The sequence below is a fragment of the Streptomyces sp. NBC_00876 genome, from assembly GCF_045207435.1.
GTDB lineage: Bacteria > Actinomycetota > Actinomycetes > Streptomycetales > Streptomycetaceae > Streptomyces.
In genome coordinates this window covers 5,987,602-6,012,836 of sequence record NZ_CP108800.1, presented here as the reverse complement: position 1 = coordinate 6,012,836, position 25,235 = coordinate 5,987,602, and the positions used below count along the sequence as shown (strand labels likewise).

Here is a 25,235-nt window from a genome sequence, read left to right as displayed (position 1 = left end):
CCGCCCCTTCACGGACGTACGGAATGGGCTCAGCCCTCGACGCCGAGCTTCTCCAGGATCAGCTCACGCACCCGGGCCGCGTCCGCCTGGCCGCGGGTGGCCTTCATGACGGCGCCGACGAGCGCGCCGGCGGCGGCCACCTTGCCGCCGCGGATCTTGTCCGCGATGGCGGCGTTGCCCGCGATGGCCTCGTCCACGGCCGTGGACAGCGCGCCCTCGTCCGAGACGACCTTCAGGCCGCGCTTCTCGACGACGGTGTCCGGGTCGCCCTCGCCCGCGAGGACACCCTCGAGGACCTGACGGGCCAGCTTGTCGTTGAGGTCGCCCGAGGCGACGAGCTCTGCCACCCGGGCGACCTGCACCGGGGTGACGGGCAGCTCGTCCAGGCCGCGGCCGGTCTCGTTGGCGTTACGGGCGAGCTCGCCCATCCACCACTTGCGAGCCTGGTCCGACGGTGCGCCCGCCTCGGTCGTGGCCACGATCAGGTCGACCGCGCCCGCGTTGAGGATGGACTGCATGTCGTGCTCGGAGGCACCCCACTCCTCCTTGAGCCGGGCGCGGCGCAGCCGCGGCAGCTCGGGAAGGCCGCCCCGCAGCTCCTCGACCCAGGTGCGGGCCGGAGCGACCGGCACCAGGTCCGGCTCGGGGAAGTAGCGGTAGTCCTCGGCGTTGTCCTTGATGCGGCCGGCCGTGGTGGAGCCGTCCTCCTCGTGGAAGTGCCGGGTCTCCTGCACGATCGTGCCGCCGGAGTTCAGCACCGCGGCGTGGCGCTGGATCTCGAAGCGGGCGGCCCGCTCGACGGAACGCAGCGAGTTCACGTTCTTCGTCTCGGAGCGGGTACCGAACGCCTCGCGGCCGTGCGGGCGCAGCGACAGGTTCACGTCGCAGCGCATCTGGCCCATCTCCATGCGGGCCTCCGAGACGCCGAGCGCCTTGATGAGCTCGCGGAGCTCGGCGACGTACGCCTTGGCGACCTCGGGGGCGCGTGCGCCCGCTCCCTCGATCGGCTTGGTGACGATCTCGATGAGCGGGATGCCCGCGCGGTTGTAGTCGAGCAGGGAGTGGGACGCGCCGTGGATACGGCCGGTGGCACCGCCGACGTGCGTCGACTTGCCGGTGTCCTCCTCCATGTGGGCGCGCTCGATCTGCACCCGGAAGATCTCGCCGTCCTCCAGCTGGACGTCCAGATAGCCGTCGAAGGCGATCGGTTCGTCGTACTGGGAGGTCTGGAAGTTCTTCGGCATGTCCGGATAGAAGTAGTTCTTCCGGGCGAAGCGGCACCATTCGGCGATCTCGCAGTTGAGCGCGAGACCGATCTTGATGGCGGACTCGACGCCGATCTCGTTCACGACCGGCAGCGCGCCGGGCAGCCCGAGGCAGACCGGGCAGGTCTGCGAGTTGGCGTCCTGCTTCAGCTCCGTGGAGCAGCCGCAGAACATCTTGGTCTTGGTGCCGAGCTCTACATGGACTTCGAGGCCCATGACGGGGTCGTACGTCGCGAGGGCGTCCTCGTACGACTCCAGGTCAATGACAGTCACGGTGAAACTTTCCCTCTCAGCCCAGCAGGACGTCGTCGTCGCCGAGACGCTTCAGTTCGCGATAGAGGATCGCGAGGCCGGTGACGATGGCGGCGGCGGACACCGCGGCGTCGATGAGCCGCAGCACGTCGTTGTCGTTGCGCGCGAGCTTCGCCTGCTTGGCGACGCTGATCGCGCCGAACGCGGTGCTTCCGAGCGATACGTACAGCCCGGTCTTCGACTTCTTGAAGTTCTTGGCCTGCTTTGCCATGGCACTCACAGCGACGGAGCCTCCTCGAGCAGCGGGTGACCCCACTTTTCCACGAACGCGGCCTCGACGGCGGCTCCGACCTTGTACAGCCGGTCGTCCTTCATGGCGGGGGCGATGATCTGCAGCCCGACCGGCAGGCCGTCCTCCGGCGCCAGGCCGCAGGGCAGCGACATGGCGGCGTTGCCGGCCAGGTTGGTCGGAATGGTGCACAGGTCCGCGAGGTACATCGCCATCGGGTCGTCGGCGCGCTCGCCGATCGGGAAGGCGGTGGTGGGCGTCGTCGGGGAGACGATGACGTCCACCTGCTCGAAGGCCTTCTCGAAGTCCCGCGTGATCAGGGTGCGGACCTTCTGCGCCGAGCCGTAGTACGCGTCGTAGTAGCCGGAGCTCAGCGCGTACGTACCGAGGATGATGCGGCGCTTGACCTCGTCGCCGAAGCCGGCCTCGCGGGTGAGCGCGGTGACCTCCTCGGCGGACTTCGTGCCGTCGTCGCCGACCCGCAGGCCGTAGCGCATGGCGTCGAAGCGGGCGAGGTTGGAGGAGCACTCGGACGGCGCGATCAGGTAGTACGCCGACAGGCCGAGGTCGAAGGACGGGCAGTCCAGCTCGACGATCGTGGCGCCGAGCGACTTCAGCAGTTCGACCGACTCGTTGAAGCGCTGGACGACACCGGCCTGGTAGCCCTCGCCGGAGAACTGCTTGACGACACCGACGCGCATGCCCTGTACGGAGCCGTTGCGCGCGGCCTCGACGACCGGCGGGACCGGGGCGTCGATGGACGTCGAGTCGAGCGGGTCGTGCCCGGCGATCACCTCGTGCAGCAGGGCCGCGTCCAGGACCGTACGGGCGCAGGGCCCGCCCTGGTCGAGGGAGGAGGAGAAGGCGACCATGCCGTAGCGGGAGACGCCGCCGTAGGTGGGCTTGACGCCGACGGTGCCGGTGACGGCGGCGGGCTGGCGGATGGAGCCGCCGGTGTCCGTGCCGATGGCGAGCGGGGCCTCGAAGGACGCGAGGGCCGCGGACGAGCCGCCGCCGGAACCGCCCGGGATACGGGTGAGGTCCCACGGGTTGCCGGTCGGGCCGTAGGCGCTGTTCTCAGTGGAGGACCCCATGGCGAACTCGTCCATGTTGGTCTTGCCGAGGATGACGACGTCGGCGGCCTTCAGCTTCTTCGTGAGGGTCGCGTCGTACGGCGGGATCCAGCCCTCGAGGATCTTCGAGCCGACGGTGGTCGGCATGTCCTGCGTGGTGAAGATGTCCTTGAGCGCGAGCGGGACGCCGGCCAGCGGGCCGAGCTTCTCGCCCGCGGCCTTCTTGGCGTCGACGGCGCGGGCCTGCGCGAGCGCGCCCTCGCGGTCGATGTGCAGGAAGGCGTGGACCTTCTCGTCGATCGCGTCGATCCGGGCCAGGTGGGCCTCGGTGACCTCGACGGCCGTGAGCTCACCGGAAGCGATCTTCGCGGCGATCTCGGCGGCGGTGAGCCTGATGATGGTGCTGATGTCCGTCATGACTTTTAGTCCTCCCCCAGGATCTGCGGCACCTTGAAACGCTGCTGCTCCTGGGCCGGGGCGCCGGAGAGCGCCTGCGCGGGGGTGAGCGACGGACGGACCTCGTCCGCCCGCATGACGTTGGTCAGCGGCAGCGGGTGGGAGGTCGGCGGTACGTCTTGGTCGGCGACCTCGGAGACGCGGGCGACCGCGCCGATGATGTCGTCGAGCTGACCGGCGAAGTGATCGAGCTCTTCGCCCTTCAGCTCCAGACGCGCCAGCCGGGCGAGGTGGGCGACCTCCTCGCGCGTGATGCCAGGCATGCAGCGATCCTCAAGGGTTGGTGTGTGGTTCTGGCCGGGGCCGGCGGCACTTTTCCACCGTCCGTCCGAAGGACGGGCCGCGCGGCGTCCGGTGCGTCGATCGCAAGGCGCCGGAGCGCCCTCGTGGCGGAGCCACGTGAGCGATTCGGCAACGCGGCGAGCGTGCGGCCAGGCGTCGCGCGGCAGGTGGAAATGTGCCGCCGGCCCCCAATCCTATGGTGTCGCCCGCACCGGCCACGGCCACCCGGGGCACACCCGCTCCGGCGAAGCGGTCACCGGGCGGCCCCGCACGCCTCCCGCACCCCCGCCACCTCGCCCTACGTCGTCGCGGGCCGCGACTTGAGCGCCCGTCCCGACGGGCGCTGCTCCAGCTCGGGGGGCGTCACGACCGTCGTCACGGCGGCGGCCGCCTGTGCCGTCGCCGCGGCTGCCGCCGCCAGCTCCGACGGCCGCCGCCAGCCGTGCTCGCCGCGCGCCCGCAGCCAGGCGGTCGTCTCCTGGGGCGGCATCGCGGCCGCCACCAGCCAGCCCTGGACCGCGTCGCAGCGCAGGTCGCGCAGCCGCTCCCAGGTCTCGTCGTCCTCGACGCCCTCGGCGACGACCAGCAGACCGAGCGAGTGGGCCAGGTCGATCGTGCAGCGGACGATCTCCGCGTCCTCGTGATCGATGGCGAGCCGGGCCACGAACGAGCGGTCGATCTTGAGCTCGCTGACCGGCAGCCGGCGCAGATGGACCAGGGAGGAGTAGCCCGTGCCGAAGTCGTCGAGGGACATCTTCACGCCGTGCCCGGTCAGCCCGGCCAGAGTATCCGCGGCCCGCTGCGGATCCTCCAGCAGAACGTGTTCCGTTATCTCCAGCTGCAGCGCACCGGCCGGAACGCCGTGCCGGGCGAGCCGGGCGGCGACGCCGCCCGCGAACCCCGGGGTGTGCACGTCGCGCGGGGACACATTGACCGCGACCGGGACGAACAGTCCCTGCGCCCGCCACCGGGCGACCTGCGCCAGTGCCGTCTCCAGGACGTACTCCGTGAGGTGCGGCATCAGGCCGGACGACTCGGCGATGGCGATGAACTCGTCCGGGGGGACCCGGCCGCGCTCCGGATGCACCCAGCGCACCAGCGCCTCGAGGCCGGCCACCTGGCCGTCGAAGCGGACCTTCGGCTGGTAGTGGAGCTCCACCTCACCGGCGTCCAGCGCACGCCGCAGATCGCCGAGCAGGCCGAGCCGGTCCGGGGTGTTGCTGTCGCGCTTCGACTCGTACACCTCCACGCCCGTACGGTCGCGCTTGGCCTGGTACATCGCCACGTCGGCGCGGCGGAGCAGGCCTTCCGCGTCCAGCGCGTGGTCGGGGTAGACGGCGACGCCGGCGCTGGCCTCCAGCACCAGGGTGAGCCCGTCGAGGTCGAGCGGTGAGGAGAGCTCGGCGACCAGGTGGCGGGCGACGCGCTGGGCGCTGGTGGTGGAGTCCGCCGTCGGCAGCAGGACGGCGAACTCGTCGCCGCCGAGCCTGGCCGCCTCGGCGCCGCGCGGCAGGGCCAGCCGCAGCCGTTCCGCTATCTGCAGGAGCAGCCGGTCCCCGGCGAGATGGCCGAGGGTGTCGTTGACCGCCCGAAAGCGGTCGAGGTCGATCAGGACGAGGCCGACCCGGCTGCCGAGGCTCTCGGCCTCCTCCAGGGCCGTCCAGGTGCGTTCCAGCAGCCACTGCCGGTTCGGCAGTCCGGTCAGCGGGTCCCGCAGCTGCTCCTCGGCCCTGGCGCGGGCGATCCACAGCGTGGAGTCCAGCGCGATCAGCGGGACGGCGAAGAGCGGCAGCAGGACGGGCATGGCCATCGCGACGACGCAGATCAGTGGCGCGATGCCGAGCAGGGCGACCGCGACGAGGCCCTGGCGCAGCAGCGCGGTGCGGGCGACCGTCGGCAGCCCCCCGCCCTGGGGGGAGCGGGAGTACCACAGCAGGACGCGGGTGACGAGGAGATACGTGGAGGCCGCGAGCAGGACTTCCGGGACGGCGTCGATGCCCCAGTCGAGTGGCTGCCACGGCGATTCGACGGTCTGCACCTCGCCGAACGCGGCGAGCACCAGCGCGGCCGCCCCGACCCCGAGGATGTCCACCGCCCCGTGCAGCAGCCCCTGCCACCAGCGGTGCCTGCGGGCCACGCCGACGAGCACGACCACGACCAGGCTGACCAGTCCGGCGGGCACCCAGCCGTAGAGCAGCAGCACCGCAAGGGTGAGCGCGGCCCCGGAACCCGTGCCGCCCCACCAGCGGTCACGGCCGAGCGCGACCAGGTGGCCGACGACGATCCCGGTGAGGACGGCGAGCGACCAGCCGGCCCTCCCGTCCGGGAAGAGCGCGTGCCCTCCGCTCACGGTCCGGTAGAAACCGGTCGCGAGCTGAACCGCGGCGAGAGCCACGACGACGGCACCCACTCTGGGCGTGAGGCCGACGAAACCTTGCAGCCGCGACACCGGTGCGGCGTTCTCGGTCGGTTTCATTCCGTCCCTCTCACAGCCGGCGGTGCCGATGTCACCTGATGGTTCTGTTCCGTGCCACCGCGCCGCGTCACCGCCCGGCGGCCGGGCACCGCGGGCGCATCTCCCAACAGTAGGCCGCACAAGGCCTCTACGGGCAGCCGTCTACAGCTCTTGCCCGAATGCGAACCGACCGTCCGTCAGCATCTGCTATGCGCCGACCGGGTGAATCCGACTGTGTGTCGCCGGCCCCTCACGCTCCGGGCCCGTCGCTCTGTTCCCCGGACGGCACCGCGGCCCGGTCGCTCTGCCCCTCGGGCGGCACGGCGGCCCCGTCACTCTGCGCCTCGGGCGGCACGGCGGCCCCGTCACTCTGCCCCTCGGGCGGCACGGCGGCCTCACGCGCCGCGTCGGGTCCCTCGTCGAGCAGCACCGCGAAGCCGTCCTCGTCCAGCACGGGCACCTTCAACTGCATCGCCTTGTCGTACTTCGACCCGGGGTTGTCACCGACCACCACGAAGGAGGTCTTCTTCGAAACGGAACCGGTCACCTTCGCCCCGCGGCTCTGCAGGGCCTCTTTTGCGCCATCCCTGGTGTGCCCGGTCAGGGTGCCGGTGACCACGACCGTGAGTCCTTCGAGCGGCCTCGGCCCCTCCTCCTCACCGGCGCCCTCGTCCTCCATCCGGACCCCGGCCTCCCGCCACTTGCGCAGGATCTCGCGGTGCCAGTCCTCGGCGAACCACTGCTTGACCGAGGCGGCGATGATCGGCCCGACCCCGTCGGCGTCGGACAGCTCCTGCTCGGTGGCCTCCTCGATCCGGTCGATGGACCGGAACTGACGGGCGAGCTCCTGGGCGGCGACCGGTCCGACATGGCGGATGGAGAGCCCTGTGAGGACGCGGGCCAGCGGAGCCTCCTTCGCCGCGGCGATGGCGTCCAGCATGGAGAGGGCGTTCTTCTTCGGTTCGCCCTGCTGGTTGGCGAAGACCAGGGCGGTCTTCTCCTCACCGGTCTTCGGGTCCCGCTTGGGCAGCCCGCTGTCCATGTCGAGGACATAGGCGCGGATGGGCAGCAGCTGCTCGACCGTCAGCCCGAAGAGGTCGCCCTCGTCGCGCAGCGGCGGATCGGCGGGCTCCAGCGGCCTGGTCAGGGCGGCGGCCGCGACATAGCCGAAGTGGTCGATGTCCAGGCACTTGCGGCCCGCCAGATAGGCGACCCGCTCCCGCAACTGCGCCGGACAGGAGCGCGCGTTGGGGCAGCGGACATCGATGTCGGCCTCCTTCATCGGCCGCAGCTCCGTCCCGCACTCGGGGCAGTGGGTGGGCATGACGAAGGCCCGCTCGGTGCCGTCCCGGTCGTCGACGACCGGGCCGAGGATCTCCGGGATCACGTCGCCCGCCTTGCGGAGTACCACCGTGTCGCCGATCAGGACGCCCTTGGCCCGGACCACGTTCTGGTTGTGCAGGGTGGCGAACTCGACTTCGGAGCCCGCCACTTCGACCGGCACGACCTGGGCGTACGGAGTGACGCGCCCGGTGCGGCCGACGCCGACGCGGATGTTGACCAGCTTGGTGTTGACCTCCTCCGGCGCGTACTTCCAGGCGATCGCCCAGCGCGGGGCTCGCGACGTGGAGCCGAGCCGGCCCTGGAGCGGGATCTCGTCGAGCTTGACGACGACACCGTCGATCTCGTGCTCCACGGAGTGCCGGTGCTCACCGAAGTAGGCGATGAACTCCCGTACCCCCGCGAGGGAGTCCACCACCCGGTTGTACTTGGCGGTGGGCAGGCCCCACTCATGGAGCAGCTCATAGGCGTGCGAGAGGCGGTCGATGTCGAAGCCCTCGCGGGCTCCGATGCCGTGCACCACCATGTGGAGCGGGCGCGAGGCGGTGACCTTGGGGTCCTTCTGGCGCAGCGAACCGGCCGCCGCGTTGCGCGGGTTGGCGAAGGGCTTGTCGTCCGCCTCCACCAGCCGGGCGTTGAGCTCCTCGAACGCCTCCATCGGGAAGAAGACCTCGCCGCGGATCTCGACGAGCGCCGGAATCCGGTCGCCCTTCAGCCGGTGCGGGATGTCCGCGATCGTCCGGACGTTGGGGGTGATGTCCTCGCCCTCACGGCCGTCGCCGCGGGTCGCGGCCCGGGTCAGCAGCCCGTGCTCATAGGTGAGGTTGACGGCGAGGCCGTCGATCTTGAGCTCGCACAGGAAGTGGTATCCGGTGGCTCCGACGTCCCGGGCGACCCGCTCGCCCCAGGCGGCCAGCTCCTCGTCGTCGAAGGCGTTGTCCAGGGACAGCATCCGCTCGCGGTGCTCGACGGAGGTGAATTCCGTCCGGTAGGGCCCCGCGACCTTCTGCGACGGCGAATCGGGGGTGCGCAGCTGGGGGTGTGCGTCCTCCAGGCCCTCCAGCTCACGCATCAGCCGGTCGAACTCGGCGTCGCTGACGACCGGCTGGTCGTTCACGTAATAGCGGAAGCGGTGCTCCTCGATCTGCTCGGCGAGGAGCGCGTGGCGCTCCTGTGCCTCCGCCGGCACCGTGGTGCGCTGTTCGCCTGGCAGTGGCGTCTGCTGTTCGCCGGCCATCGTCCCGTCCTCCCGTTACCCAGTGCCCCGTTACTCAGGGTTGTCTGCGAGCGATCTCGCCGCCCGGGCGCAGTGGGCGAGCGCGGCCCGCGCGTACGCGGGCGACGCACCCGCGAGACCGCAGGAGGGAGTGATCACCACGGACTCGGTCAGAGTCCCCGGATTCAGCCCCAGCCTGCGCCACAGCGTCCTGACACCCATGACGCTACCGCCCGGGTCCGACAATTGACCCGAGGCCGGGTCGGTGCCCGGCACCACTCCGAGGAACAGCTGGGTTCCTCCTTCGACGGCTTCCCCGATCGCGTCCTCCTCACGCTCGGTGAGCAGGGAGAAATCGAACGAGATGCCCTCGGCGCCGGCCCTGCGCAGCAGCGCGAACGGCACCTCGGGCGCGCAGGTGTGGACGACCGTGGCGGCGTCACCGGCCGCGCCCAGCACCTCGCGCAGAGCGCCTTCCACGATCTGCCGGTCCACGGCCCGGTAGGTGCGATAGCCGCTCGCCGTCCGCACGCGCCCGAGCAGGACCCCGGTCAGGGACGGTTCGTCGAGCTGGAGGATCACCCGGGCGCCGGGCATCCGCCGCCGCACCTCGGCGAGGTGGTTGCGCAGCCCCTCCGCGAGCGATTCCGCCAGGTCCCGGCAGGCGCCGGGGTCGCCGAGGACGGCCTCGCCGCCGCGGCGTTCCAGTGCGGCGGCCAGCGTCCAGGGCCCGACGGCCTGCACCTTGAGCGGGCCCTCGTACCCCTGGGTGAACTCCTCCAGGGCGTCGAGGTCCTCGCCCAGCCAGGACCGGGCCCGGCGCGTGTCGCGCCCCGGCCGGTCACTGACGCGCCAGCCGCTCGGCTCCACGTGCCCGTACATCTCGACGAGCAGCCCGATGGTCCGCCCGATCATGTCGGCGCCGGGTCCGCGCGCGGGCAGTTCCGCCAGGTACGGCACACCCTGGCCGTCCCCGAAGGAGCCGGTGACGGTCTTCGCCGCCTCCCGGGCGTCCCCTCCGGGCATGGATCCGATTCCGGTGGCCTGGCACCCGCTGAACTTGCTCGTCTCGCTCACCCGGGAAGCCTACGGCTGTTCCGGGGTCCGCCCGTCAGCGGCCGGGGCGCATCGTTTCGCCGACCGGACCATCAGCGGCCGGGACGCACCGCGAGGTCGTGGACCGTCAGCGGCCGGGACGCACCGCGAGGTCGTGGACCGTCAGCGGCCGGGACGCACCGCGAGCCTCCGCCCCTCAGCGGCCGGGGCGCACCGTGAGGTCGTTGACCTCGGCGTCGCGCGGCAGGTCGAGCGCCATCAGGATCGTGGTGGCGACGGACTCGGGGTCGATCCAGCGGGAGGCGTCGTACTCCTTGCCCTCCTGCTGGTGGACCTTGGCCTGCATCGGGCTCGCGGTGCGGCCGGGGTACACGGACGTCACCCGCACCCCGTTCTCGTGCTCCTCGTGGCGCAGCGAGTCGGCGAGCGCCTTCAGGCCATGCTTGCTGGCGGCGTACGCGCTCCACTCGGCGTGGGCGGTGAGCCCGGCGCCGGAGTTGACGAAGAGGACGTGGCCCTGGGCGACACGCAGCTGGGGCAGCAGGAGGCGGGTCAGCTCGGCCGGGGCGATCAGGTTGGCGTTGAGCTGGAAGTGCCATGCCTTGGGGGTGAGCTCGCCGACGCGGCCGAGTTCGACGACGCCCGCGATGTGCAGCAGCGAGTCGAGACGCTCCGGCATCGGCTGCTGACCGAAGGCCCAGGAGAGCCGGTCCGGGTTGGACAGGTCGCCGACGAGCGTGCGGGCGCCGGGATGGAGCGCGGCCAGTTCCCTGGCCCGGCCGGCGTCACGGGCCAGGAGGACGAGTTCGTCCCCGCGCTCCGTGAGACGGCGGGCGACGGCTGCGCCGATGCCGGAACCGGCACCGGTGATGAGGTGAGTGGACATGGCCCCATCGTCGCACCCGTCGTCCCGCCGCCGGACCGTCACCGCAGGCCGGACGACTCCTCCAGGTAGGCCAGGGCGCCGATCCCGTCCTTCGCGAAGAACACCAGGTCGGCCAGCGGTAGCGGCAGGAAGCCCTCGTCCTCCATGCGCTGGAACTGCTGGCGCAGGCCGTCGTAGAAGCCCGCCGTGTTGAGCAGGACGACCGGCTTGGTGTGCTTGCCGTGCTTCTTCAGTTCCAGGATCTCGGTGGCCTCGTCCAGCGTCCCGGTACCGCCGACCATGACCACGATCGCGTCGGACTTCTCCAGGAGCAGCGCCTTGCGCTCGGCGAGGTCGCGCGCGATCACCATCTCGTCCGCGTTGGTACGCGCCTTCGCGGCCAGGAAGTCCACGGACACCCCGATCAGCTTCCCGCCCGATTCCTGCACCCCGTCGGCGACGACCTTCATCAGCCCGCTCTCCGACCCGCCCCAGACGAGCGTGTGCCCGCCGCGGCCGATCAGCTCGGCGAATTCGCGGGCGGGCACGGTGTAGCGGTCGTCGAGGTCGGCGGCGGAGAGGAATACGCAGATCTTCATGACTGCCACGGTAGAGCCCGTGACCGGCGGGGGCGGAATCCGGGAAGAAACCCGCGGGCGCCGGGGCTGAACAGGACATGACTTCCACCCGAGGACACCGCATCACCGTCGAGCCGGGCACCGAGCATGTACGCGTGATCCGTGACGGCGTGCTGCTCGCGGAGAGCCGGCGCCCGGTCGTACTGCGCGAGACGGGCTGTCCGGTCCGCTACTACCTGCCGCCGGAAGATGTCCGCACCGATCTCCTGACGGCATCGGACACCCGAACCCACTGCCCGTACAAGGGAGATGCCTCCTACTGGTCGCTGCCGGGCGCGGCCGACCTCGTCTGGGCCTACCCGCAGCCGAAGGACGAAGTGGCCGCGATCAAGGACCACTTCTGTTTCTACGACACCGAGGCCGTGGCGGCCTGACCGCCGACGGACCGTCAGCACCCCCTCTGAGCTGCGGAGAAGAGAAAGTTCAGAAAGTTTTCGCGGGGAGCGAGCTCCAGCGGCGACGGGTCGCCGTACGCGGTGGAGCGCGAGATCGAGGATCTGGCGGCGCTCGCCGCGGTGGCGGGCGGCAGGCCCTCGGTGTTCGGTGTCGAGACCGGGGGTGCGCTGGCCCTGGAGGCCCAGGCCGCCGGGCTCCCGGTCGCCCGGCTCGCGGTGTACGAGCCGCCCTACACCCCGGGCACGTCCGGTCTGCTGTTCAAGGCGGGCTGTACGGCCCGGCTGCACCGGCTGCTGTCGGCCGGCGACCGGAGTGGGGCGGTGGAGCTGTTCCTGTCCGTGACGGGTGTCGCGGCCGAGATGATCGCCAGGATGCGGAGCGCGCCGCTGTGGCGGACCCTGGAATCCGTGGCACACACACTGGCCTACGACGACGCGGTGCTGGGCAACGGCTCGGTGCCGGCCGAGCGCTTCGCCTCGGTGACGGCGCGGACCCTGGTGGTCTGCGGCGGTTTCAGCCCGGCCATCACCAGGTCGGCGACCCGCCTGCTGGCGGACGCCCTCCCCCGGGGCCGTCACCGCACGCTGACGGGCCAGACGAGGGAGCTGGCACCGCAGGTGATCGCTCCGGTGCTGGCGGAGTTCTTCACCCGGGACGTGTACGTGCGCCAGGCGTCCTGAACCCGGGGGTGCACGGAGGCCAGGCCTCCTGAGCGCACGCGGGCGGGCCGGGGGGCCGAGAACACCCCGCGCGGCCACGCCCGTACAGGGGTCGGGCGTTGCCGTGCGGGGTTCCGGCGGCGACGGTCAGCCGGCCGCGGCCGTCTCCCGCCGCACTGTGGTCGCGATCGTCGCCGAGCCGACGACCCGGGTCCCGTCGTAGAGCACGACCGCCTGGCCGGGGGCCACGCCCCGTACCGGCTCGGTGAACGTGACGTGGAGCGTGCCGTCGGTCAGCTCGGCGCTCACCTCGGTCTCGCCGCCGTGGGCGCGCAGCTGGGCGGTGTACGTGCCGGGGCCGGACGGCGGGGTGCCGCACCATCGGGGCCTGATCGCGGTGAGTGCGGTCACGTCGAGGGCCTCGACGGGGCCGACGGTCACCGTGTTGTTGACCGGGGAGATGTCCAGGACGTAGCGCGGCTTGCCGTCGGGGGCCGGGTGGCCGATGCGCAGGCCCTTGCGCTGGCCGATGGTGAAGCCGAAGGCGCCCTCGTGGGTGCCGAGCTTCGCGCCGGCCTCGTCCAGGATGTCGCCCTCCGCCTTGCCGCCGAGGCGGTCCGCCAGGAAGCCCTGGGTGTCGCCGTCGGCGATGAAGCAGATGTCGTGGCTGTCGGGCTTCTTGGCGACGGCGAGACCGCGGCGCTCGGCCTCGGCCCGGATCTCGTCCTTGGTGGTGAGGGTGTCGCCCAGCGGGAACATCGCGTGGGCGAGCTGGCGCTCGTCCAGGACACCCAGCACATAGCTCTGGTCCTTGGCCATGTCGGAGGCTCGGTGCAGCTCACGGCTGCCGTCCTCGGCGAGGACGACGGTGGCGTAGTGGCCGGTGCACACCGCGTCGAAGCCGAGCGCCAGGGCCTTGTCGAGCAGGGCCGCGAACTTGATCTTCTCGTTGCAACGCAGGCACGGGTTGGGGGTGCGCCCCGCCTCGTACTCGGCGACGAAGTCCTCCACGACGTCCTCGCGGAAGCGTTCCGCCAGGTCCCAGACGTAGAAGGGGATGCCGATGACGTCCGCGGCGCGGCGGGCGTCACGGGAATCCTCGATCGTGCAACAGCCGCGGGCCCCGGTCCGGAAGGACTGCGGGTTCGCGGAGAGGGCGAGGTGCACACCGGTCACGTCGTGGCCCGCCTCGGCGGCACGGGCCGCCGCGACGGCGGAGTCGACACCGCCGGACATGGCGGCGAGGACGCGGAGGGGGCGCTGGGAAGTCTGAGTCATAGCCTCACCAGGGTACGGGGCGCCGGGAACCGAAAGCTCGCGGATAAGCGTTGTCGACCACATGGGGACCAAGGGGACGACGGGCGCCAAGGGCCCCGCAGGGTCGGGGACCGGCACCGGCATCAGCCGGCGCGCGGTGCTCATCGGCGGTGCCGTCACGGCGGTGGGTACGGCCGCGCTGGCGCGGGACCGGCTGAAACGTGCCTGGTGGCGGCTGCCGGGCGTGGAGAAGCCGCGCAAGCCGGGTGAGGTGGATTACGCACGGGCCCGGTGGACGGCGGCGTCCGAGGCGAACTGGCGGAGGGCGGACCGCCCCGACGACTACGGCGTCGACCGCGTGGTCATCCATGTCACGCAGGGCAGTTTCAACAGCGCGGTCAAGGTCTTCCAGGACCCGGCGCACGGGGCGGCGGCGCACTACGTGGTGCGCAAGGACGGCCATGTGACGCAGATGATCCGCGAGCTGGACGTGGCCTTCCACGCGGGAAACCGCTCGTACAACGAACGCAGCGTCGGCATCGAGCACGAGGGCTTCGTGGACCGCCCGCAGGACTTCACGGCCGCGATGTACGGGGCGTCCGCCCGGCTCACCGCGGCGATATGCGCGAGGTACGGCATCCCGGTGGACCGCGAGCACATCATCGGGCACGTGGAGGTGCCGGGCACCGATCACACGGACCCGGGGAAGGGCTGGGACTGGGACCGCTACCTGAAGCTGGTCCGGGCGGCGAAGGCCTGAGGCCGCCGCATCCGGGCCGGCCCGCGCGGCGGCGAAGCCCGCAGGCCGGACCGGCGGGCGTCAGCTGAGCCCCGCCGTCCTGGCCCTCTCCACCGCCGGGCCGATCGCCCGTGCCACGTCCTCGACGTCCTGCTCGGTCGAGGTGTGGCCGAGTGAGAAGCGCAGGGTGCCGCGGGCCAGGTCCGGATCGGTGCCGGTGGCCAGCAGGACATGGCTGGGCTGGGCGATCCCGGCCGTACAGGCGGAACCGGTGGAGCACTCGATGCCCTGGGCGTCCAGCAGGAGCAGGAGCGAGTCGCCCTCGCAGCCGGGGAAGGTGAAGTGCGCGTTGGCCGGGAGGCGTCCGCCGGGAGCCGGGTCGCCGCCGAGTACGGCGTCGGGGACCTGCGCCAGGACGGCCTCGGTCAGCCGGTCGCGGAGCCCGCCGATCCTCCGGGCGAAGTCCTCGCGCCCGTCGGCGGCGTGCCGTCCAGCGACGGCGAACGCGGCGATGCCGGGCACATCGAGGGTGCCGGAGCGCACATGGCGCTCCTGACCGCCGCCGTGCAGCACGGGAACGGGGGTGTACTCACGGCCGAGCAGCAGCGCGCCGACACCGAACGGGCCGCCGATCTTGTGTGCGCTGACGGTCATCGCGGCCAGTCCGGACCGGGCGAAGTCGACTTCGAGCTGCCCGAAGGCCTGCACCGCGTCGGCATGCATGGGCACGTCGAACTCGCGGGCCACCGCAGCCAGTTCACGTACCGGCATGACGGTGCCGATCTCGTTGTTGGCCCACATCACGGTGATCATCGCGACATCGTCGGGGTTGCGGACGAGCGCTTCGCGCAGCGCGTCCGGGTGGACGCGGCCGTATCCGTCGACGGGGAGGTACTCGACGGTCGCGCCCTCGTGCTCGGCGAGCCAGTCGACCGCGTCCAGCACCGCGTGGTGCTCGACGGGACTGGCCAGGACCCGGGTGCGGCGGGGATCTGCGTCGCGGCGGGCCCAGTACAGGCCCTTCACCGCGAGGTTGTCCGACTCGGTTCCGCCGGAGGTGAGGACCACCTCGCTGGGGCGGGCGCCGAGGGCGTCGGCGAGGGTCTCTCTGGACTCCTCGACGGTACGGCGGGCCCGTCGCCCGGCGGCGTGGAGTGAGGACGCGTTCCCGGTGGCGGCGAGCTGCGCGGTCATCGCCGCGATCGCCTCCGGAAGCATCGGCGTGGTCGCGGCGTGGTCGAGGTAAGCCATGGTGGGCTCGATTCTACGAGCCTGCGGTGGGGCGTACGTCGGGCGCATGGTGTCCCGGTGCCCGCGCACCGCGGAGGGTGCGGTTCCGCCCGCCCCGGTCCGGAGCCCGATCCGGTGGGGGGAGCGCCTGGATTCCCGGCCGGTCAGCCGCCGAAGTTCCAGGCCACGACGCCGTTTCCGGTGACGAGGAAGGCCAGAACCACCAGGTCGGCGATGCCGAGCGCGAGCCCGAGGAGCGCGCGGCCGCGCCGGGTGGTGGAGCGGGCCAGGGCGATGACCGCCATGACGATGGCGGCCGGGCCGAGCAGAAGGTTCATCACCAGCAGCCCGACGAGACCAAGCACGAAGGAGGCGACGGCGAGACCGTCGGCGTCCCGGTTGGACCGCTCGGCCGGGGCGGAGGGGCCGGCCGGGGCGGAGGGGCCGGCCGGGGCGGATACCTCAGCGGCCGCGAGCCGGGCGGCAGCTTCGGAGCGGCGGGTGAGCGAGGTGAGTGTCATGGTGCGGACCCCTTCGGATCTGGATGCGCTGCGGCGGAGGGCTGGGCTGCGGAGAGTGCGGTCACCGGGGGCGGCGGCGCGCGCCCGTCCGCTCGCGTACGGCGAAGACCAGCAGCCAGCAGCCGATCAGGGCGCCGAACGTGAGGGACAGCGCGAACGGAATCTGGACCACCGGTCCCAGCACGATCCCCAGGAGGAGCAGGGCGGCGACGAGGACGATCATGATCAGCCTTTCCAGTATTGAGAGTACGACTGTTCACTGACTAGTCAGTCTAGACCCGTGTGCGCCTTCCCCACCCCGGAGAACAGTTGTTTACTGAATGGCATGAGTCACACCGCCGGCATCCGCCAGACCCAGAAGCTGAAGACGCGCCAGGCCCTGCTGGACGCCGCCCTCGGGCTGCTGGAGCACCAGAGCCTGAGCAGCCTGGGGCTGCGCGAGGTGACCCGTGCCGTGGGGGTCACGCCCACGGCCTTCTACCGGCACTTCGATGACATTCCCGCGCTCGGGGTGGCCCTCGTCGAGCAGACGCTGGGCAGCCTGCACGGCATGATCGGCGCGATGCTGGCCGAGACCGGCGACAGCGAGGTCCGGCTGGACCGCAGCGTCGAGCTGATAACACGTCATGTGCGGGAACAGCCGGCCCACTTCCGCTTCATCGCCCGGGAGCAGCACGGCGGGGTCGGCCCGGTCCGCGAGGCCATCGCCGCCCAGCTGCGGCTGTTCGCCGAGGAAGTGGCGGCGGCGCTCGCGGTGGAGCCGGAGTCGCGCGGCTGGAGCGAGGAGGATCTGCTGATGCTGGGCGGTCTGTACGTCGACCACATGGTGATCACCGCGTCGGCGATGCTGGACGCGGGCCCGGACGGTGACCGGCAGGTGGCCCGTGTCGCCCGGCGCCGGCTGCGGCTGGTCACGCTCGGCCGCCTGCACTGGCTGGACGACCCCGCGCCGGACACCGGGGCGTGAGCGGGGGACGCCGAGGTGTGAAGGGCCAGGCCCCGGGACACAGCTCACGGGCGTCACCCCCCGGCCCGCCCCCCGGCGGGCCGGGGGCGGTCCGACCCACCCTCCGGCGGGCCGGGGCGATCCGGCCCACTCCCCCGCCGGCGGATCACCCGCTCCCCGGCGACGGCCCCGGCGCCTGGTCCCCGTACAACTCCATGACCGCCGCCGCGTGCGCGGCGAGCACCGTGCGGGCCTCCGGCGGTGCCAGCACCTCGACGTTCGGGCCGAAGGAGAGCAGGGAGCGCGCCCACTCCACCGATTCCACGGCGAGTTCGGCCCGCAGCCACTCACCGTCCCGCTCCTCGGGCTGCGGCTCCCCCGTGAGCACCCCCGCGTTCAGCCGCAGGAACAGATCCAGCCGGGAGCGGTGCACGCGCACCCGCAGGGTCACCTCCCCCTGCCGCTCCTCGACCTGCCGGCGCAGCTCCTCCCAGACCTGCGCCAGTTCCACGCCGGGCCTGCGGACCACCATGTCCTCGGTGAGGACGGCCTCCCGCACCCGGTCCGCGCGGAAGAGCCGGGGTTCGCCCTCACGGTCGGCGACCAGGTACCAGATGCCCGCCTTCACGACCAGGCCGTACGGGTCGACGGTGTAGCTGCGCACGGTCCGCGTACCGCTGTGCCGGTAGTCCAGCCGCAGCCGCCGGTCGGCGAACACGGCGTCGTGCAGGTCCGCGATGTCGACCGCGGCGCGCGGGCCGCTCATCCAGCGCACCGGGTCGACGAGGATCCGCCGGCTGGTCGCCTCGGCGGCGGGCCGGTGCGGAGCGGGCAGCGCCGCCATCACCTTGCGCAGCGCGGAGCCGATCGCCTCGTCGAGCCCGAGCGCGGCGTGGGCGCCGTCCGCGGCCAGTACGAACAGGGCGCGCGACTCATCGGCGGTCAGCCCGGTGACATCGGTACGGAACCCCGGCAGCAGGGCGATGCCGCCGTGGCGGCCGCGTTCCGCGTAGACGGGGACGCCGGACGCGGAGAGCGCCTCGACGTCCCGGTAGATGGTGCGCACGGAGACGTCGAGGCGCTCGGCCAGTTCGGTGGCGGGCACCAGACGGCGGGTCTGGAGCAGCAGCAGGATGGAGAGCAGCCGGTCGGATTTCACCGGGCCAGCATGGACCGGACCCCGGCCGGATTTCACCTGGCCGGCACACCCCCGGTCCTGACCGGCACACCCCCGGTCCTGACCGGCACACCCCCGGTCCCGGCCGGACCTCACCGGGCCGGCACCCACCGCACCCGGACCCGGCCGGCGCGGGGCGTCAGCTGCGCGGTGCGCGGGCCAGCTGGCGGGACTGGGCGACCAGCCGGTCCGCGCTGTCCCAGACGTCCGCGTCCTCCTCCAGGAAGCCGCCCGCGAGGTTGCGGGTGGTGATGGAGACCCGGAGCGGGCCGGGGGCCGGGCGGCAGCGGATGTGGGTGGTGAGCTCGATGGTCGGGGTCCAGCCCTTGAGCCCCAGCTCGAACGAGGTCGGCGGCAGCGCATCGACCGTGAGGAGCAGCGACAGCGGGTCGGCGTCGCGGCCGTCCGCGAGCCCGAACCAGCCGCGCATCTCGCCCTTGCCGGAGGGCTGCCCGATGGCCCAGCCGAGCGTCGCGGGGTCGAGCTTGATGTCGAGCCGCTCGGTGATGGCGGAGCTGCCGGGGATCGGGGCCGGGCCGTCGCTCGGCCCCAGGCAGTGCTCCCTGGGCGGGATGGCCGGCGGGGTGGCCGACGTACGGATGTCGTCGGTCAGGGCGTCCAGGTCGCCATAGGTGGCGAGGACCCGGATGCGCTCGATCTCGGTGCCGTCCTGCGCGTACTGGAAGAGGGAGGCCTCGCCGGTGGAGAGGGTGCGGCCGGTGCGGACGACCTGGGTGCGGATCACCGCGGGGCCCGGGACGGACGCGGTGAGGTAGTGCGCGGAGACCGAGAAGGGGTCCGCGTGCGGGAGGGCCTCTCCGAGAGCGCGGCCGAGCATGGCCAGCAGGTAGCCGCCGTTGACCGCGTGGATGATGGTCCAGCCGGCGGAGAGCTCGGCGTCGTAGACGCCTTCCTCGCGGAGCGTGACGGCGGTGTCCCGGTCGAACTCGCTGTCACCGATGGATGCCTGCGCGGTCCGTGCCGCCTGAGTTGCTGCCTGTGCCATGGAATGCACCGTACACCGATTGTATTACTGAGCGGTAGCTTTTTAGGTCGGGGAGATTTCGGGCCGAGGGGACGAGAAGACCGGAAGACGGGAAGACGGGAAGACGACTGGCCGAGGGGACGACGGGACCGGGTCCTACCCCTCGTCCGCCGTTGCCGAGCGCCGGTTGTAGGCGCGCGGGGCCCGCCAGTGGTAGCGCAGCGCCAGCAGCCGCAGAACGAACGCCGTCAGCACCGCGCAGCCGCTGCTGAACGCGTTGAGCGCGTCGAAGCGGATGCAGAGCGCGATCATCGTCGCCCCGACGATCGCGGGCACCGCGTACAGGTCACGGTCCCAGCGCAGCAGTGACGGCACCTCGTTGGCCAGCACGTCCCGCAGCACACCGCCGCCGACCGCGGTGGTGAGGCCGAGCGCCGCCGAGGCGGTCAGGCCCAGGCCGTAGTCGTACGCCTTCACCGTCCCCGTGACACAGAAGAGCCCGAGGCCGGCCGCGTCGAAGACGTTGACGCCGAGCTGGATCCGTTCGACCTGCGGGTGCAGGAAGAAGACCAGGCCGGCGGCGAACAGCGGGGTGGTGAAGTACCCGAGGTCCGTGAAGGCGGCGGGCGGTACCGCGCCGATGATCACGTCACGGAACAGCCCCCCGCCCAGCGCGGTCACCTCGGCGAGTACCGCGATGCCGAAGACATCGAAGTTCTTGCGTACGGCGAGCAGAGCGCCGGAGATCGCGAAGACGAAGATCCCGACGATGTCGAGCGCATGCTGGACGGAGGGCGTGAACAGTTCGTTGAGCACCGGGCAATTGTGCCGGTACTACCCCTTCGGGCTGTCCTCCGCGGTACCGGAGGGTGTTGCGGCGTCGTCCTCGGCAACCGTGACGGCGTCGCCCTCGGTGACCGCGACGGCGTCGTCCTCGGCGACCGCGACGGCGTCGTCCTCGGTGACCGCGACAGGCGCCTCGGACACTTCAGACGCCTCAGCCGGCTCCGGCGCCTCAGCCGCCTCCGGCTCGCTCTTCGCCACCGTGACGAGCTCGACCGCTTCCCGTGCCACGGCCAGTACCTGCTCCCCCGGCACCTGGTCCGGAGCGTTCTCCGGGTGGTGGCAGGCGACCTGGTGGCCGGTCTTCAGCGCGATCAGCGGCGGCTCCTGCGTCTTGCAGATCTCCGTCGCCTTCCAGCACCGGGTGTGGAACCGGCAGCCGCTGGGCGGCGAGATCGGCGAGGGCACATCGCCCTTGAGCAGGATGCGCTCGCTCTTCAGCCCGCGCCGCCGCGGGTCCGGCACCGGCACCGCGGACATCAGGGCCTTGGTGTACGGGTGCATCGGCGCCGAGTACAGCGACTTGCGGTCCGCCAGCTCGACGATCTTGCCCAGGTACATCACCGCGATGCGGTCCGAGACATGGCGGATGACCGAGAGGTCGTGCGCGATGATCACGTACGTGAGCCCGAGCTCGTCCTGGAGGTCGTCCAGCAGGTTGACCACCTGGGCCTGGATCGACACGTCCAGCGCGGAGACCGGCTCGTCGGCGACGACGAGCTTGGGGCGCAGGGCGAGCGCGCGGGCGATGCCGATGCGCTGGCGCTGGCCGCCGGAGAACTCGTGCGGGTAGCGGTTGTAGTGCTCGGGGCTGAGCCCGACCAGCGACAGCAGCTCCTGGACGTGGCTCTTGAGACCACCCTCGGGCTCGACGCCCTGGAGCTTGAACGGCGCGCTGACGATGGTGCCGATCGTGTGCCGCGGATTCAGCGAGGAGTACGGGTCCTGGAAGATCATCTGGACGTCACGGCGCATCGGCCGCAGCTTCCCCATGGACAGGTGCGTGATGTCCCGGCCCTCGAACTCGACCTTGCCGCCGGTCGGTTCGATCAGCCGGGTGATCAGCCGGCCCATCGTCGACTTGCCGCAGCCGGACTCGCCGACGACACCGAGGGTCTCCCCCGGGTACACCTCGAAGTCGATGCCGTCGACGGCCTTGACCGCGGCGGTCTGGCGCCCCAGCAGGCCCTTGCGGATCGGGAAGTGCTTGACCAGGCCCTCGACCCGGAGCAGCGGCTCGCGCGAGGCGGTGGCCTGCTCCGGAATCTTCACGTCCTTCTCCAGCACCGGCGGATCCTTCTTCTCGCTCACGTCGCTCGCCTCACTCGCCTCGCTCACAGCTTCGGCGCAATCTCTTCGGTCCAGATCCGGGTCCGCTCCTCCGGTGCCATGTGGCAGGCGGAGAAGTGGCCGTCGGCGACCAGTTCCAGCTCGGGACGCGTCGTGCGGGTGAGGTTGTCCTTGGGGATGTCCGCGTACGGGCAGCGCGGGTTGAAGGCGCAGCCGGCCGGGACGTTGATCAGCGACGGCGGCTGGCCCTTGACGGGGATCAGCCGGTCGGTCTCCTCGCGGTCGATGCGCGGCATCGAGGTGAGCAGGCCCCAGGTGTACGGGTGCTGGGCCTCGTAGAAGACCTTCTCCGCCGGACCGCGCTCGATGCACCGGCCGCCGTACATCACCAGGAGTTCGTCGGCCATCTCGGCGACGACCCCGAGGTCGTGGGTGATCATGATGACGGCGGAGCCGAACTCCTTCTGCAGGTCCCGGATCAGGTCCAGGATCTGCGCCTGGACGGTGACGTCCAGGGCGGTGGTCGGCTCGTCGGCGATGAGCAGTTCCGGGTTGTTGACCAGGGCCATCGCGATCATGGCGCGCTGGCGCATACCGCCGGAGAACTCGTGCGGGTGGGAGTCGACCCGCTTGTGCGGCTCGGGGATGCCGACCCGGTCGAGCATCTCGATGGCCCGGGTGCGGGCGGTCTTCCTGCTGACCTTGTTGTGGACCCGGTAGGCCTCCACGATCTGCGAACCGACCGAGAAGTAGGGGTGCATCGCGGAGAGCGGATCCTGGAAGATCATCGCCATCTTGCGGCCGCGCAACTGGCGCACCCGGTTGTCGGACGCGCCGATCAGCTCCTCGCCGTCCAGCCAGACCTCGCCGGAGATGCGGGCGTTGGGGGCCGTGCGGTGCAGGCCGAGCACGCCCAGCGAGGTGACGGACTTGCCGGAGCCGGACTCGCCCACGATGCCGAGGGTCTGTCCGGGCTTCACGTCGAAGCTGACGCCGTCGACCGACTTGACCAGGCCGTCGTCCGTCTGGAAGTGGATCCGCAGATCCCGTACGGAGAGGAAGGCCTCGTCGCTGCCGGAGCGGGGGCCGGTCACCGGCCCGGCCGGCGTCTCGGTCTTGGAAACCTCACTCACGAGAGCCTCACCCTGGGGTCGATGGCGGCGTACACCAGATCCACCAGCAGATTGCAGATGACGATGAAGAAGGCGGCGACGAGCGTCACGCCCATGACGATCGGGAGGTCGTTCTCCTGCACGCTCTTGATGGCGTACTGGCCGAGTCCGGGGAAGGAGAACACTGTCTCGGTGATGACGGCGCCGCCGACCAGCAGGCCGAAGTCCATGCCGAAGATGGTCACGATGGGGGTGAGCGCGGCCCGCAGACCGTGCTTGCCGATGACGCGGCTCTCCTTGAGGCCCTTGGCGCGGGCCGTGCGGATGTAGTCCTCGCCCATCGTCTCCAGCATCCCGGCTCTGGTGATACGGGCGTAGAGCGCGGAGTAGAGGAAGGCCAGCGAACACCAGGGGATCAGCAGGTTCCACGCCCAGTCCAGCGGACTGTCCGTGAAGTTCACGTAGTTGACGGCTTCCCAGACGGGCCATTGCACCGTCAGCACACCCAGCGCGAGCATGCCGGTGAAGAAGATCGGCAGGGAGACACCCGCGAGCGCGACACCCATGAAGAAGCGGTCGAGGAACGAGCCCCGCCTCAGCGCGGAGACGACGCCGATCGCCACACCGCTGATCAGCCAGATCACCGCAGCGCCGATCGCCAGCGAGAACGTGATCGGAATGCGCGCGGTCAGCTCGGGCCACACCTCGACGTGGTTCTTGAAGGAGTAGCCGAAGCACGGCACACCGCAGTGCGTGACCTCGGGGCCGAACTTGAAGTCGGCGCCGACGAAGATCTGCTTGATGAAGTGCCAGTACTGGATGTACAGCGGCTGGTCGAGGCCGAGATTCTGCTTGACCGCGAGGATGGACTGCGGGTTGGCGTCCTTGCCCACGTACTGGGCTGCCAATTGGTCCATCGTCTGCCCGGCCAGCCGGGGGACGAGGAAGAAGATCGCGAAGGTGACTGCGCTGACGATCAACAGCAGCAGTACCGCGCCGAAGACGCGTCGGATGATGTACGCAGCCACAGCTATCCGGCGCCGGTATCTGCTCGCCGGGGGTGACCCAAGCGGTCGGACACCGTGCCTTCACCTGCCTTTCGGGACAATTCTTAAGGGTCCGGAGGCCGCTCCCCGGGCCGCGTGCGCGGCCCGGGGAGCGGGGCCGTTCCTACTTGGCGGAACCCATCAGCACGTAGTCGTACATGCCGAGGTAGGCCTGGGTGACCGTGACGTTCGTCGCGGACACCGGGCGGAGCAGCAGGTTCTTGCGGTAGATCAGCGGAACAGCGGTGGCGCCTTCGGCGACTGCCCGGTCGACGTTGGCCCAGGCCTTCGCGCGGGCGGCGTCGTCGGTGGTCGCGATGCCCTCGTTGAGCAGCTTGTTGATCTTCGGGTCGTTCAGTTCCTGGACGTTGTTGCCACCGGACGGCTTGATGGCCGAGCCGTTGATGATCTGGTCCAGGAAGCCGAAACCGGTCGGCCAGTCAGCACCCCAGGCGCTCATGATCATGCCGAGCTTGTTGGCGTGCACGTAGCTCGGGTTGCCCGCGAAGTTCTGGAAGTACTTGCCGGCCGGGAAGCTCTTGATCTCGGCGTTGACGCCGATCTTCTTGAGCGAGGCCTGCACCGCGGTGACCATGGCCATCTCGGCGGGACGGTCGGAGCGGGCCGAGATCTTGGTGTCGAAGCCGGTCGGCTTGCCACACTGCTTCAGCTCGTCCTTGGCCTTGGCCTCGTCGCCCTTGTGGCCGGCGGACTCGTACATGTCGAACTTCTCGTAGCCGTTGACCGTCGGCGGCAGCAGGGTCGTCGCGACGTCACCCTTGGGGTCGCCACCCTGTGCGGCCTGGATCGACGCCTTGTCGATGCCCCACTGCACGGCCTTGCGGCAGTGGATGTTGTCGAACGGCTTCACGTTGACGTTCAGCCCGATGTACGAGGTGGCACCCGCGTACGAGTTGTCGGTCTGCTTCTTCAGGTTGGGCTTGGTGAGCACGTCCGGCTGGGTGGCCGGGGCGACACCGGTGCCGGCACCGTCGACGGTGATGTTGTCGGAGATCAGGTTGTTGTCGACCGTCTCCTGCTTGACCTTGAAGCGCACCGTCACCTTGTCCGGCAGGGCCGGGCGCAGCGTGTCGGTCTTCGGGTCCCAGTTCGTGTTGCGGACGAGGGTCGCGCCGCGGCCCGCGTCGTAGGACTCGAACTTGTACGGGCCCGAGGAGACGATGCCCTTGACGTAGTCGGCACCCTTGTCCTTCGCGGCCGGCACGGGGGCCGTCTGCGAGAACGTCGCCAGGTAGTCGAAGTCCGCGAAGGCGTCCTTCAGCTTGAAGACGATCGTGGAGTCGTCCGGCGTCTCGATGGAGGCGATGCCGTCCGGGTTCTTGTCCTTGTACGGACCCTTGTACTTGTCGCCGCCGACGAGGTGGGCCTTGAAGTACGTCGGGCCGTTGGACAGGGCCTCGGGCGCGAAGTTGGAGCGCTCGACGGCGTACTTGACGTCCTTCGAGGTGATCGGGGTCCCGTCCTCGAACTTGAGACCCTTCTTCAGCGTGTAGGTCCAGGTCTTCGCGTCCGGGCTCGCCTTGCCGAGGCTCTCGGCGAGGTCCGGGACGATCTCCAGACCCTCCTTGCCGGCAGCCGGCTTGAAGGACGTCAGGGTCCGGCCGTACAGGCGGGAGAAGTTCTGCACCCAGCCGTAGTAGGTGTTGCCGGGGTCGAGCGAGTCGGGCTCGTCCGACATCTCGAGCTTGAGGGTCCCGCCCTTCTTGTCCGACGGGTTGACGATCGAGGTCAGCGCGGCGTCAGTGGCACCGGTGCCACCGTTGCCGCCCTTGCTGCCGCTGTTGTCGTCGTCGGAGCCGTTGCACGCGGACGCTCCGAGCATCAG

Annotated in this window: 23 protein-coding genes and 1 pseudogene; 4 read left to right on the top strand and 20 right to left on the bottom strand. The window is 71.0% G+C overall.

Features of this window, described 5'->3' with window-relative positions; translation table 11 throughout:
* Window positions 1-29: 29 nt before the first annotated feature.
* The 9 genes from gatB to OG782_RS26580 all read right to left on the bottom strand — a co-directional run bounded on the left by gatB (window position 30) and on the right by OG782_RS26580 (window position 11,149).
* A complete protein-coding gene (gatB, locus tag OG782_RS26620) occupies window positions 30-1,538 on the bottom strand; it encodes an Asp-tRNA(Asn)/Glu-tRNA(Gln) amidotransferase subunit GatB (RefSeq protein WP_123461806.1) in 1,509 nt (502 codons plus the stop codon).
* A gap of 16 nt (window positions 1,539-1,554) precedes the next feature.
* The gene (locus tag OG782_RS26615) at window positions 1,555-1,788 is read right to left on the bottom strand and encodes a hypothetical protein (protein WP_311314467.1); all 234 of its coding nucleotides are present in this window, start codon (window positions 1,786-1,788) and stop codon (window positions 1,555-1,557) included.
* Between the two features lie 5 nt (window positions 1,789-1,793).
* The gene (gene gatA, locus OG782_RS26610) at window positions 1,794-3,296 is read right to left on the bottom strand and encodes an Asp-tRNA(Asn)/Glu-tRNA(Gln) amidotransferase subunit GatA (protein WP_406455074.1); all 1,503 of its coding nucleotides are present in this window, start codon (window positions 3,294-3,296) and stop codon (window positions 1,794-1,796) included.
* A gap of 5 nt (window positions 3,297-3,301) precedes the next feature.
* Window positions 3,302-3,598 carry an Asp-tRNA(Asn)/Glu-tRNA(Gln) amidotransferase subunit GatC gene (gene gatC / locus OG782_RS26605; RefSeq protein WP_003966094.1) on the bottom strand — a complete coding sequence of 99 codons (297 nt, stop codon included), beginning with the start codon at window positions 3,596-3,598 and terminating at the stop codon, window positions 3,302-3,304.
* Between the two features lie 317 nt (window positions 3,599-3,915).
* Entirely contained in the window at window positions 3,916-6,213 is a 2,298-nt protein-coding gene (locus tag OG782_RS26600) for a putative bifunctional diguanylate cyclase/phosphodiesterase (protein WP_406455072.1), read from the bottom strand.
* A 109-nt stretch (window positions 6,214-6,322) separates the two neighbouring features.
* Window positions 6,323-8,650: an NAD-dependent DNA ligase LigA gene (gene ligA / locus OG782_RS26595; RefSeq protein ID WP_406455070.1), complete on the bottom strand. Its 2,328-nt coding sequence runs from the start codon at window positions 8,648-8,650 to the stop codon at window positions 6,323-6,325.
* Between the two features lie 30 nt (window positions 8,651-8,680).
* Window positions 8,681-9,706, bottom strand: coding sequence for a methionine synthase (locus tag OG782_RS26590; RefSeq protein WP_406455068.1), 1,026 nt, complete (start codon window positions 9,704-9,706; stop codon window positions 8,681-8,683).
* Window positions 9,707-9,881: 175 nt separating this feature from the next.
* Window positions 9,882-10,571 (bottom strand): SDR family oxidoreductase, encoded by a 690-nt coding sequence (locus OG782_RS26585; protein WP_406455066.1) that lies wholly within the window; start codon window positions 10,569-10,571, stop codon window positions 9,882-9,884.
* 38 nt (window positions 10,572-10,609) lie between these two features.
* Complete coding sequence (locus OG782_RS26580; RefSeq protein ID WP_406455064.1) at window positions 10,610-11,149, bottom strand: TIGR00730 family Rossman fold protein; 540 nt, start codon at window positions 11,147-11,149, stop codon at window positions 10,610-10,612.
* A gap of 77 nt (window positions 11,150-11,226) precedes the next feature.
* On the opposite strand from OG782_RS26580, the gene OG782_RS26575 reads away from it, so the two are divergent.
* Window positions 11,227-11,562, top strand: coding sequence for a DUF427 domain-containing protein (locus OG782_RS26575; RefSeq protein WP_406455062.1), 336 nt, complete (start codon window positions 11,227-11,229; stop codon window positions 11,560-11,562).
* A gap of 63 nt (window positions 11,563-11,625) precedes the next feature.
* Window positions 11,626-12,264: pseudogene (locus OG782_RS26570) on the top strand (alpha/beta fold hydrolase); the annotation flags it as partial.
* A gap of 126 nt (window positions 12,265-12,390) precedes the next feature.
* On the opposite strand, the gene mnmA reads toward OG782_RS26570, so the two are convergent.
* A complete protein-coding gene (gene mnmA / locus OG782_RS26565; RefSeq protein ID WP_406455060.1) occupies window positions 12,391-13,521 on the bottom strand; it encodes a tRNA 2-thiouridine(34) synthase MnmA in 1,131 nt (376 codons plus the stop codon).
* Window positions 13,522-13,582: 61 nt separating this feature from the next.
* On the opposite strand from mnmA, the gene OG782_RS26560 reads away from it, so the two are divergent.
* The gene (locus OG782_RS26560) at window positions 13,583-14,260 is read left to right on the top strand and encodes an N-acetylmuramoyl-L-alanine amidase (RefSeq protein WP_406455058.1); all 678 of its coding nucleotides are present in this window, start codon (window positions 13,583-13,585) and stop codon (window positions 14,258-14,260) included.
* A 60-nt stretch (window positions 14,261-14,320) separates the two neighbouring features.
* Here the strand turns inward: OG782_RS26560 and OG782_RS26555 are convergent, their stop codons facing one another.
* From OG782_RS26555 to OG782_RS26545, 3 genes are all read right to left on the bottom strand, one after another.
* The gene (locus tag OG782_RS26555) at window positions 14,321-15,490 is read right to left on the bottom strand and encodes a cysteine desulfurase family protein (RefSeq protein WP_406455056.1); all 1,170 of its coding nucleotides are present in this window, start codon (window positions 15,488-15,490) and stop codon (window positions 14,321-14,323) included.
* Between the two features lie 143 nt (window positions 15,491-15,633).
* The gene (locus tag OG782_RS26550) at window positions 15,634-15,990 is read right to left on the bottom strand and encodes a DUF4190 domain-containing protein (protein ID WP_406455054.1); all 357 of its coding nucleotides are present in this window, start codon (window positions 15,988-15,990) and stop codon (window positions 15,634-15,636) included.
* A 61-nt stretch (window positions 15,991-16,051) separates the two neighbouring features.
* A complete protein-coding gene (locus OG782_RS26545) occupies window positions 16,052-16,213 on the bottom strand; it encodes a hypothetical protein (RefSeq protein WP_406455052.1) in 162 nt (53 codons plus the stop codon).
* Window positions 16,214-16,315: 102 nt separating this feature from the next.
* Here OG782_RS26545 and OG782_RS26540 point away from each other — a divergent pair, with 102 nt between their 5' ends.
* Window positions 16,316-16,957, top strand: a complete 642-nt coding sequence (locus OG782_RS26540) for a TetR family transcriptional regulator (protein ID WP_406455050.1) — start codon at window positions 16,316-16,318, stop codon at window positions 16,955-16,957.
* A gap of 145 nt (window positions 16,958-17,102) precedes the next feature.
* Here the strand turns inward: OG782_RS26540 and OG782_RS26535 are convergent, their stop codons facing one another.
* The 7 genes from OG782_RS26535 to OG782_RS26505 all read right to left on the bottom strand — a co-directional run bounded on the left by OG782_RS26535 (window position 17,103) and on the right by OG782_RS26505 (window position 25,232).
* The gene (locus tag OG782_RS26535; RefSeq protein ID WP_406455048.1) at window positions 17,103-18,095 is read right to left on the bottom strand and encodes a helix-turn-helix transcriptional regulator; all 993 of its coding nucleotides are present in this window, start codon (window positions 18,093-18,095) and stop codon (window positions 17,103-17,105) included.
* Window positions 18,096-18,252: 157 nt separating this feature from the next.
* The gene (locus OG782_RS26530; RefSeq protein ID WP_406455046.1) at window positions 18,253-19,119 is read right to left on the bottom strand and encodes a thioesterase family protein; all 867 of its coding nucleotides are present in this window, start codon (window positions 19,117-19,119) and stop codon (window positions 18,253-18,255) included.
* A gap of 135 nt (window positions 19,120-19,254) precedes the next feature.
* Window positions 19,255-19,914, bottom strand: a complete 660-nt coding sequence (locus OG782_RS26525) for a trimeric intracellular cation channel family protein (RefSeq protein ID WP_406455044.1) — start codon at window positions 19,912-19,914, stop codon at window positions 19,255-19,257.
* Window positions 19,915-19,932: 18 nt separating this feature from the next.
* Window positions 19,933-21,225 (bottom strand): ABC transporter ATP-binding protein, encoded by a 1,293-nt coding sequence (locus OG782_RS26520; protein WP_406459294.1) that lies wholly within the window; start codon window positions 21,223-21,225, stop codon window positions 19,933-19,935.
* A gap of 50 nt (window positions 21,226-21,275) precedes the next feature.
* A complete protein-coding gene (locus tag OG782_RS26515) occupies window positions 21,276-22,364 on the bottom strand; it encodes an ABC transporter ATP-binding protein (protein WP_406455042.1) in 1,089 nt (362 codons plus the stop codon).
* Complete coding sequence (locus OG782_RS26510; protein ID WP_406455040.1) at window positions 22,361-23,371, bottom strand: ABC transporter permease; 1,011 nt, start codon at window positions 23,369-23,371, stop codon at window positions 22,361-22,363. Before OG782_RS26510 ends, OG782_RS26515 begins: the two co-directional genes overlap by 4 nt.
* A gap of 142 nt (window positions 23,372-23,513) precedes the next feature.
* Window positions 23,514-25,232, bottom strand: a complete 1,719-nt coding sequence (locus OG782_RS26505; RefSeq protein WP_406459292.1) for an ABC transporter substrate-binding protein — start codon at window positions 25,230-25,232, stop codon at window positions 23,514-23,516.
* Between the last annotated feature and the right edge of the window lie 3 nt (window positions 25,233-25,235).

Bases quoted from the DNA above. Each gene is read 5' to 3' on its own strand.
- OG782_RS26615 (WP_311314467.1), bottom strand. From the start codon at position 1,788: ATGGCAAAGCAGGCCAAGAACTTCAAGAAGTCGAAGACCGGGCTGTAC.
- gatA (WP_406455074.1), bottom strand. From the start codon at position 3,296: ATGACGGACATCAGCACCATCATCAGGCTCACCGCCGCCGAGATCGCC.
- gatC (WP_003966094.1), bottom strand. From the start codon at position 3,598: ATGCCTGGCATCACGCGCGAGGAGGTCGCCCACCTCGCCCGGCTGGCG.
- ligA (WP_406455070.1), bottom strand. From the start codon at position 8,650: ATGGCCGGCGAACAGCAGACGCCACTGCCAGGCGAACAGCGCACCACG.
- OG782_RS26585 (WP_406455066.1), bottom strand. From the start codon at position 10,571: ATGTCCACTCACCTCATCACCGGTGCCGGTTCCGGCATCGGCGCAGCC.
- OG782_RS26580 (WP_406455064.1), bottom strand. From the start codon at position 11,149: ATGAAGATCTGCGTATTCCTCTCCGCCGCCGACCTCGACGACCGCTAC.
- OG782_RS26575 (WP_406455062.1), top strand. From the start codon at position 11,227: ATGACTTCCACCCGAGGACACCGCATCACCGTCGAGCCGGGCACCGAG.
- mnmA (WP_406455060.1), bottom strand. From the start codon at position 13,521: ATGACTCAGACTTCCCAGCGCCCCCTCCGCGTCCTCGCCGCCATGTCC.
- OG782_RS26560 (WP_406455058.1), top strand. From the start codon at position 13,583: ATGGGGACCAAGGGGACGACGGGCGCCAAGGGCCCCGCAGGGTCGGGG.
- OG782_RS26555 (WP_406455056.1), bottom strand. From the start codon at position 15,490: ATGGCTTACCTCGACCACGCCGCGACCACGCCGATGCTTCCGGAGGCG.
- OG782_RS26550 (WP_406455054.1), bottom strand. From the start codon at position 15,990: ATGACACTCACCTCGCTCACCCGCCGCTCCGAAGCTGCCGCCCGGCTC.
- OG782_RS26545 (WP_406455052.1), bottom strand. From the start codon at position 16,213: ATGATCGTCCTCGTCGCCGCCCTGCTCCTCCTGGGGATCGTGCTGGGA.
- OG782_RS26540 (WP_406455050.1), top strand. From the start codon at position 16,316: ATGAGTCACACCGCCGGCATCCGCCAGACCCAGAAGCTGAAGACGCGC.
- OG782_RS26530 (WP_406455046.1), bottom strand. From the start codon at position 19,119: ATGGCACAGGCAGCAACTCAGGCGGCACGGACCGCGCAGGCATCCATC.
- OG782_RS26505 (WP_406459292.1), bottom strand. From the start codon at position 25,232: ATGCTCGGAGCGTCCGCGTGCAACGGCTCCGACGACGACAACAGCGGC.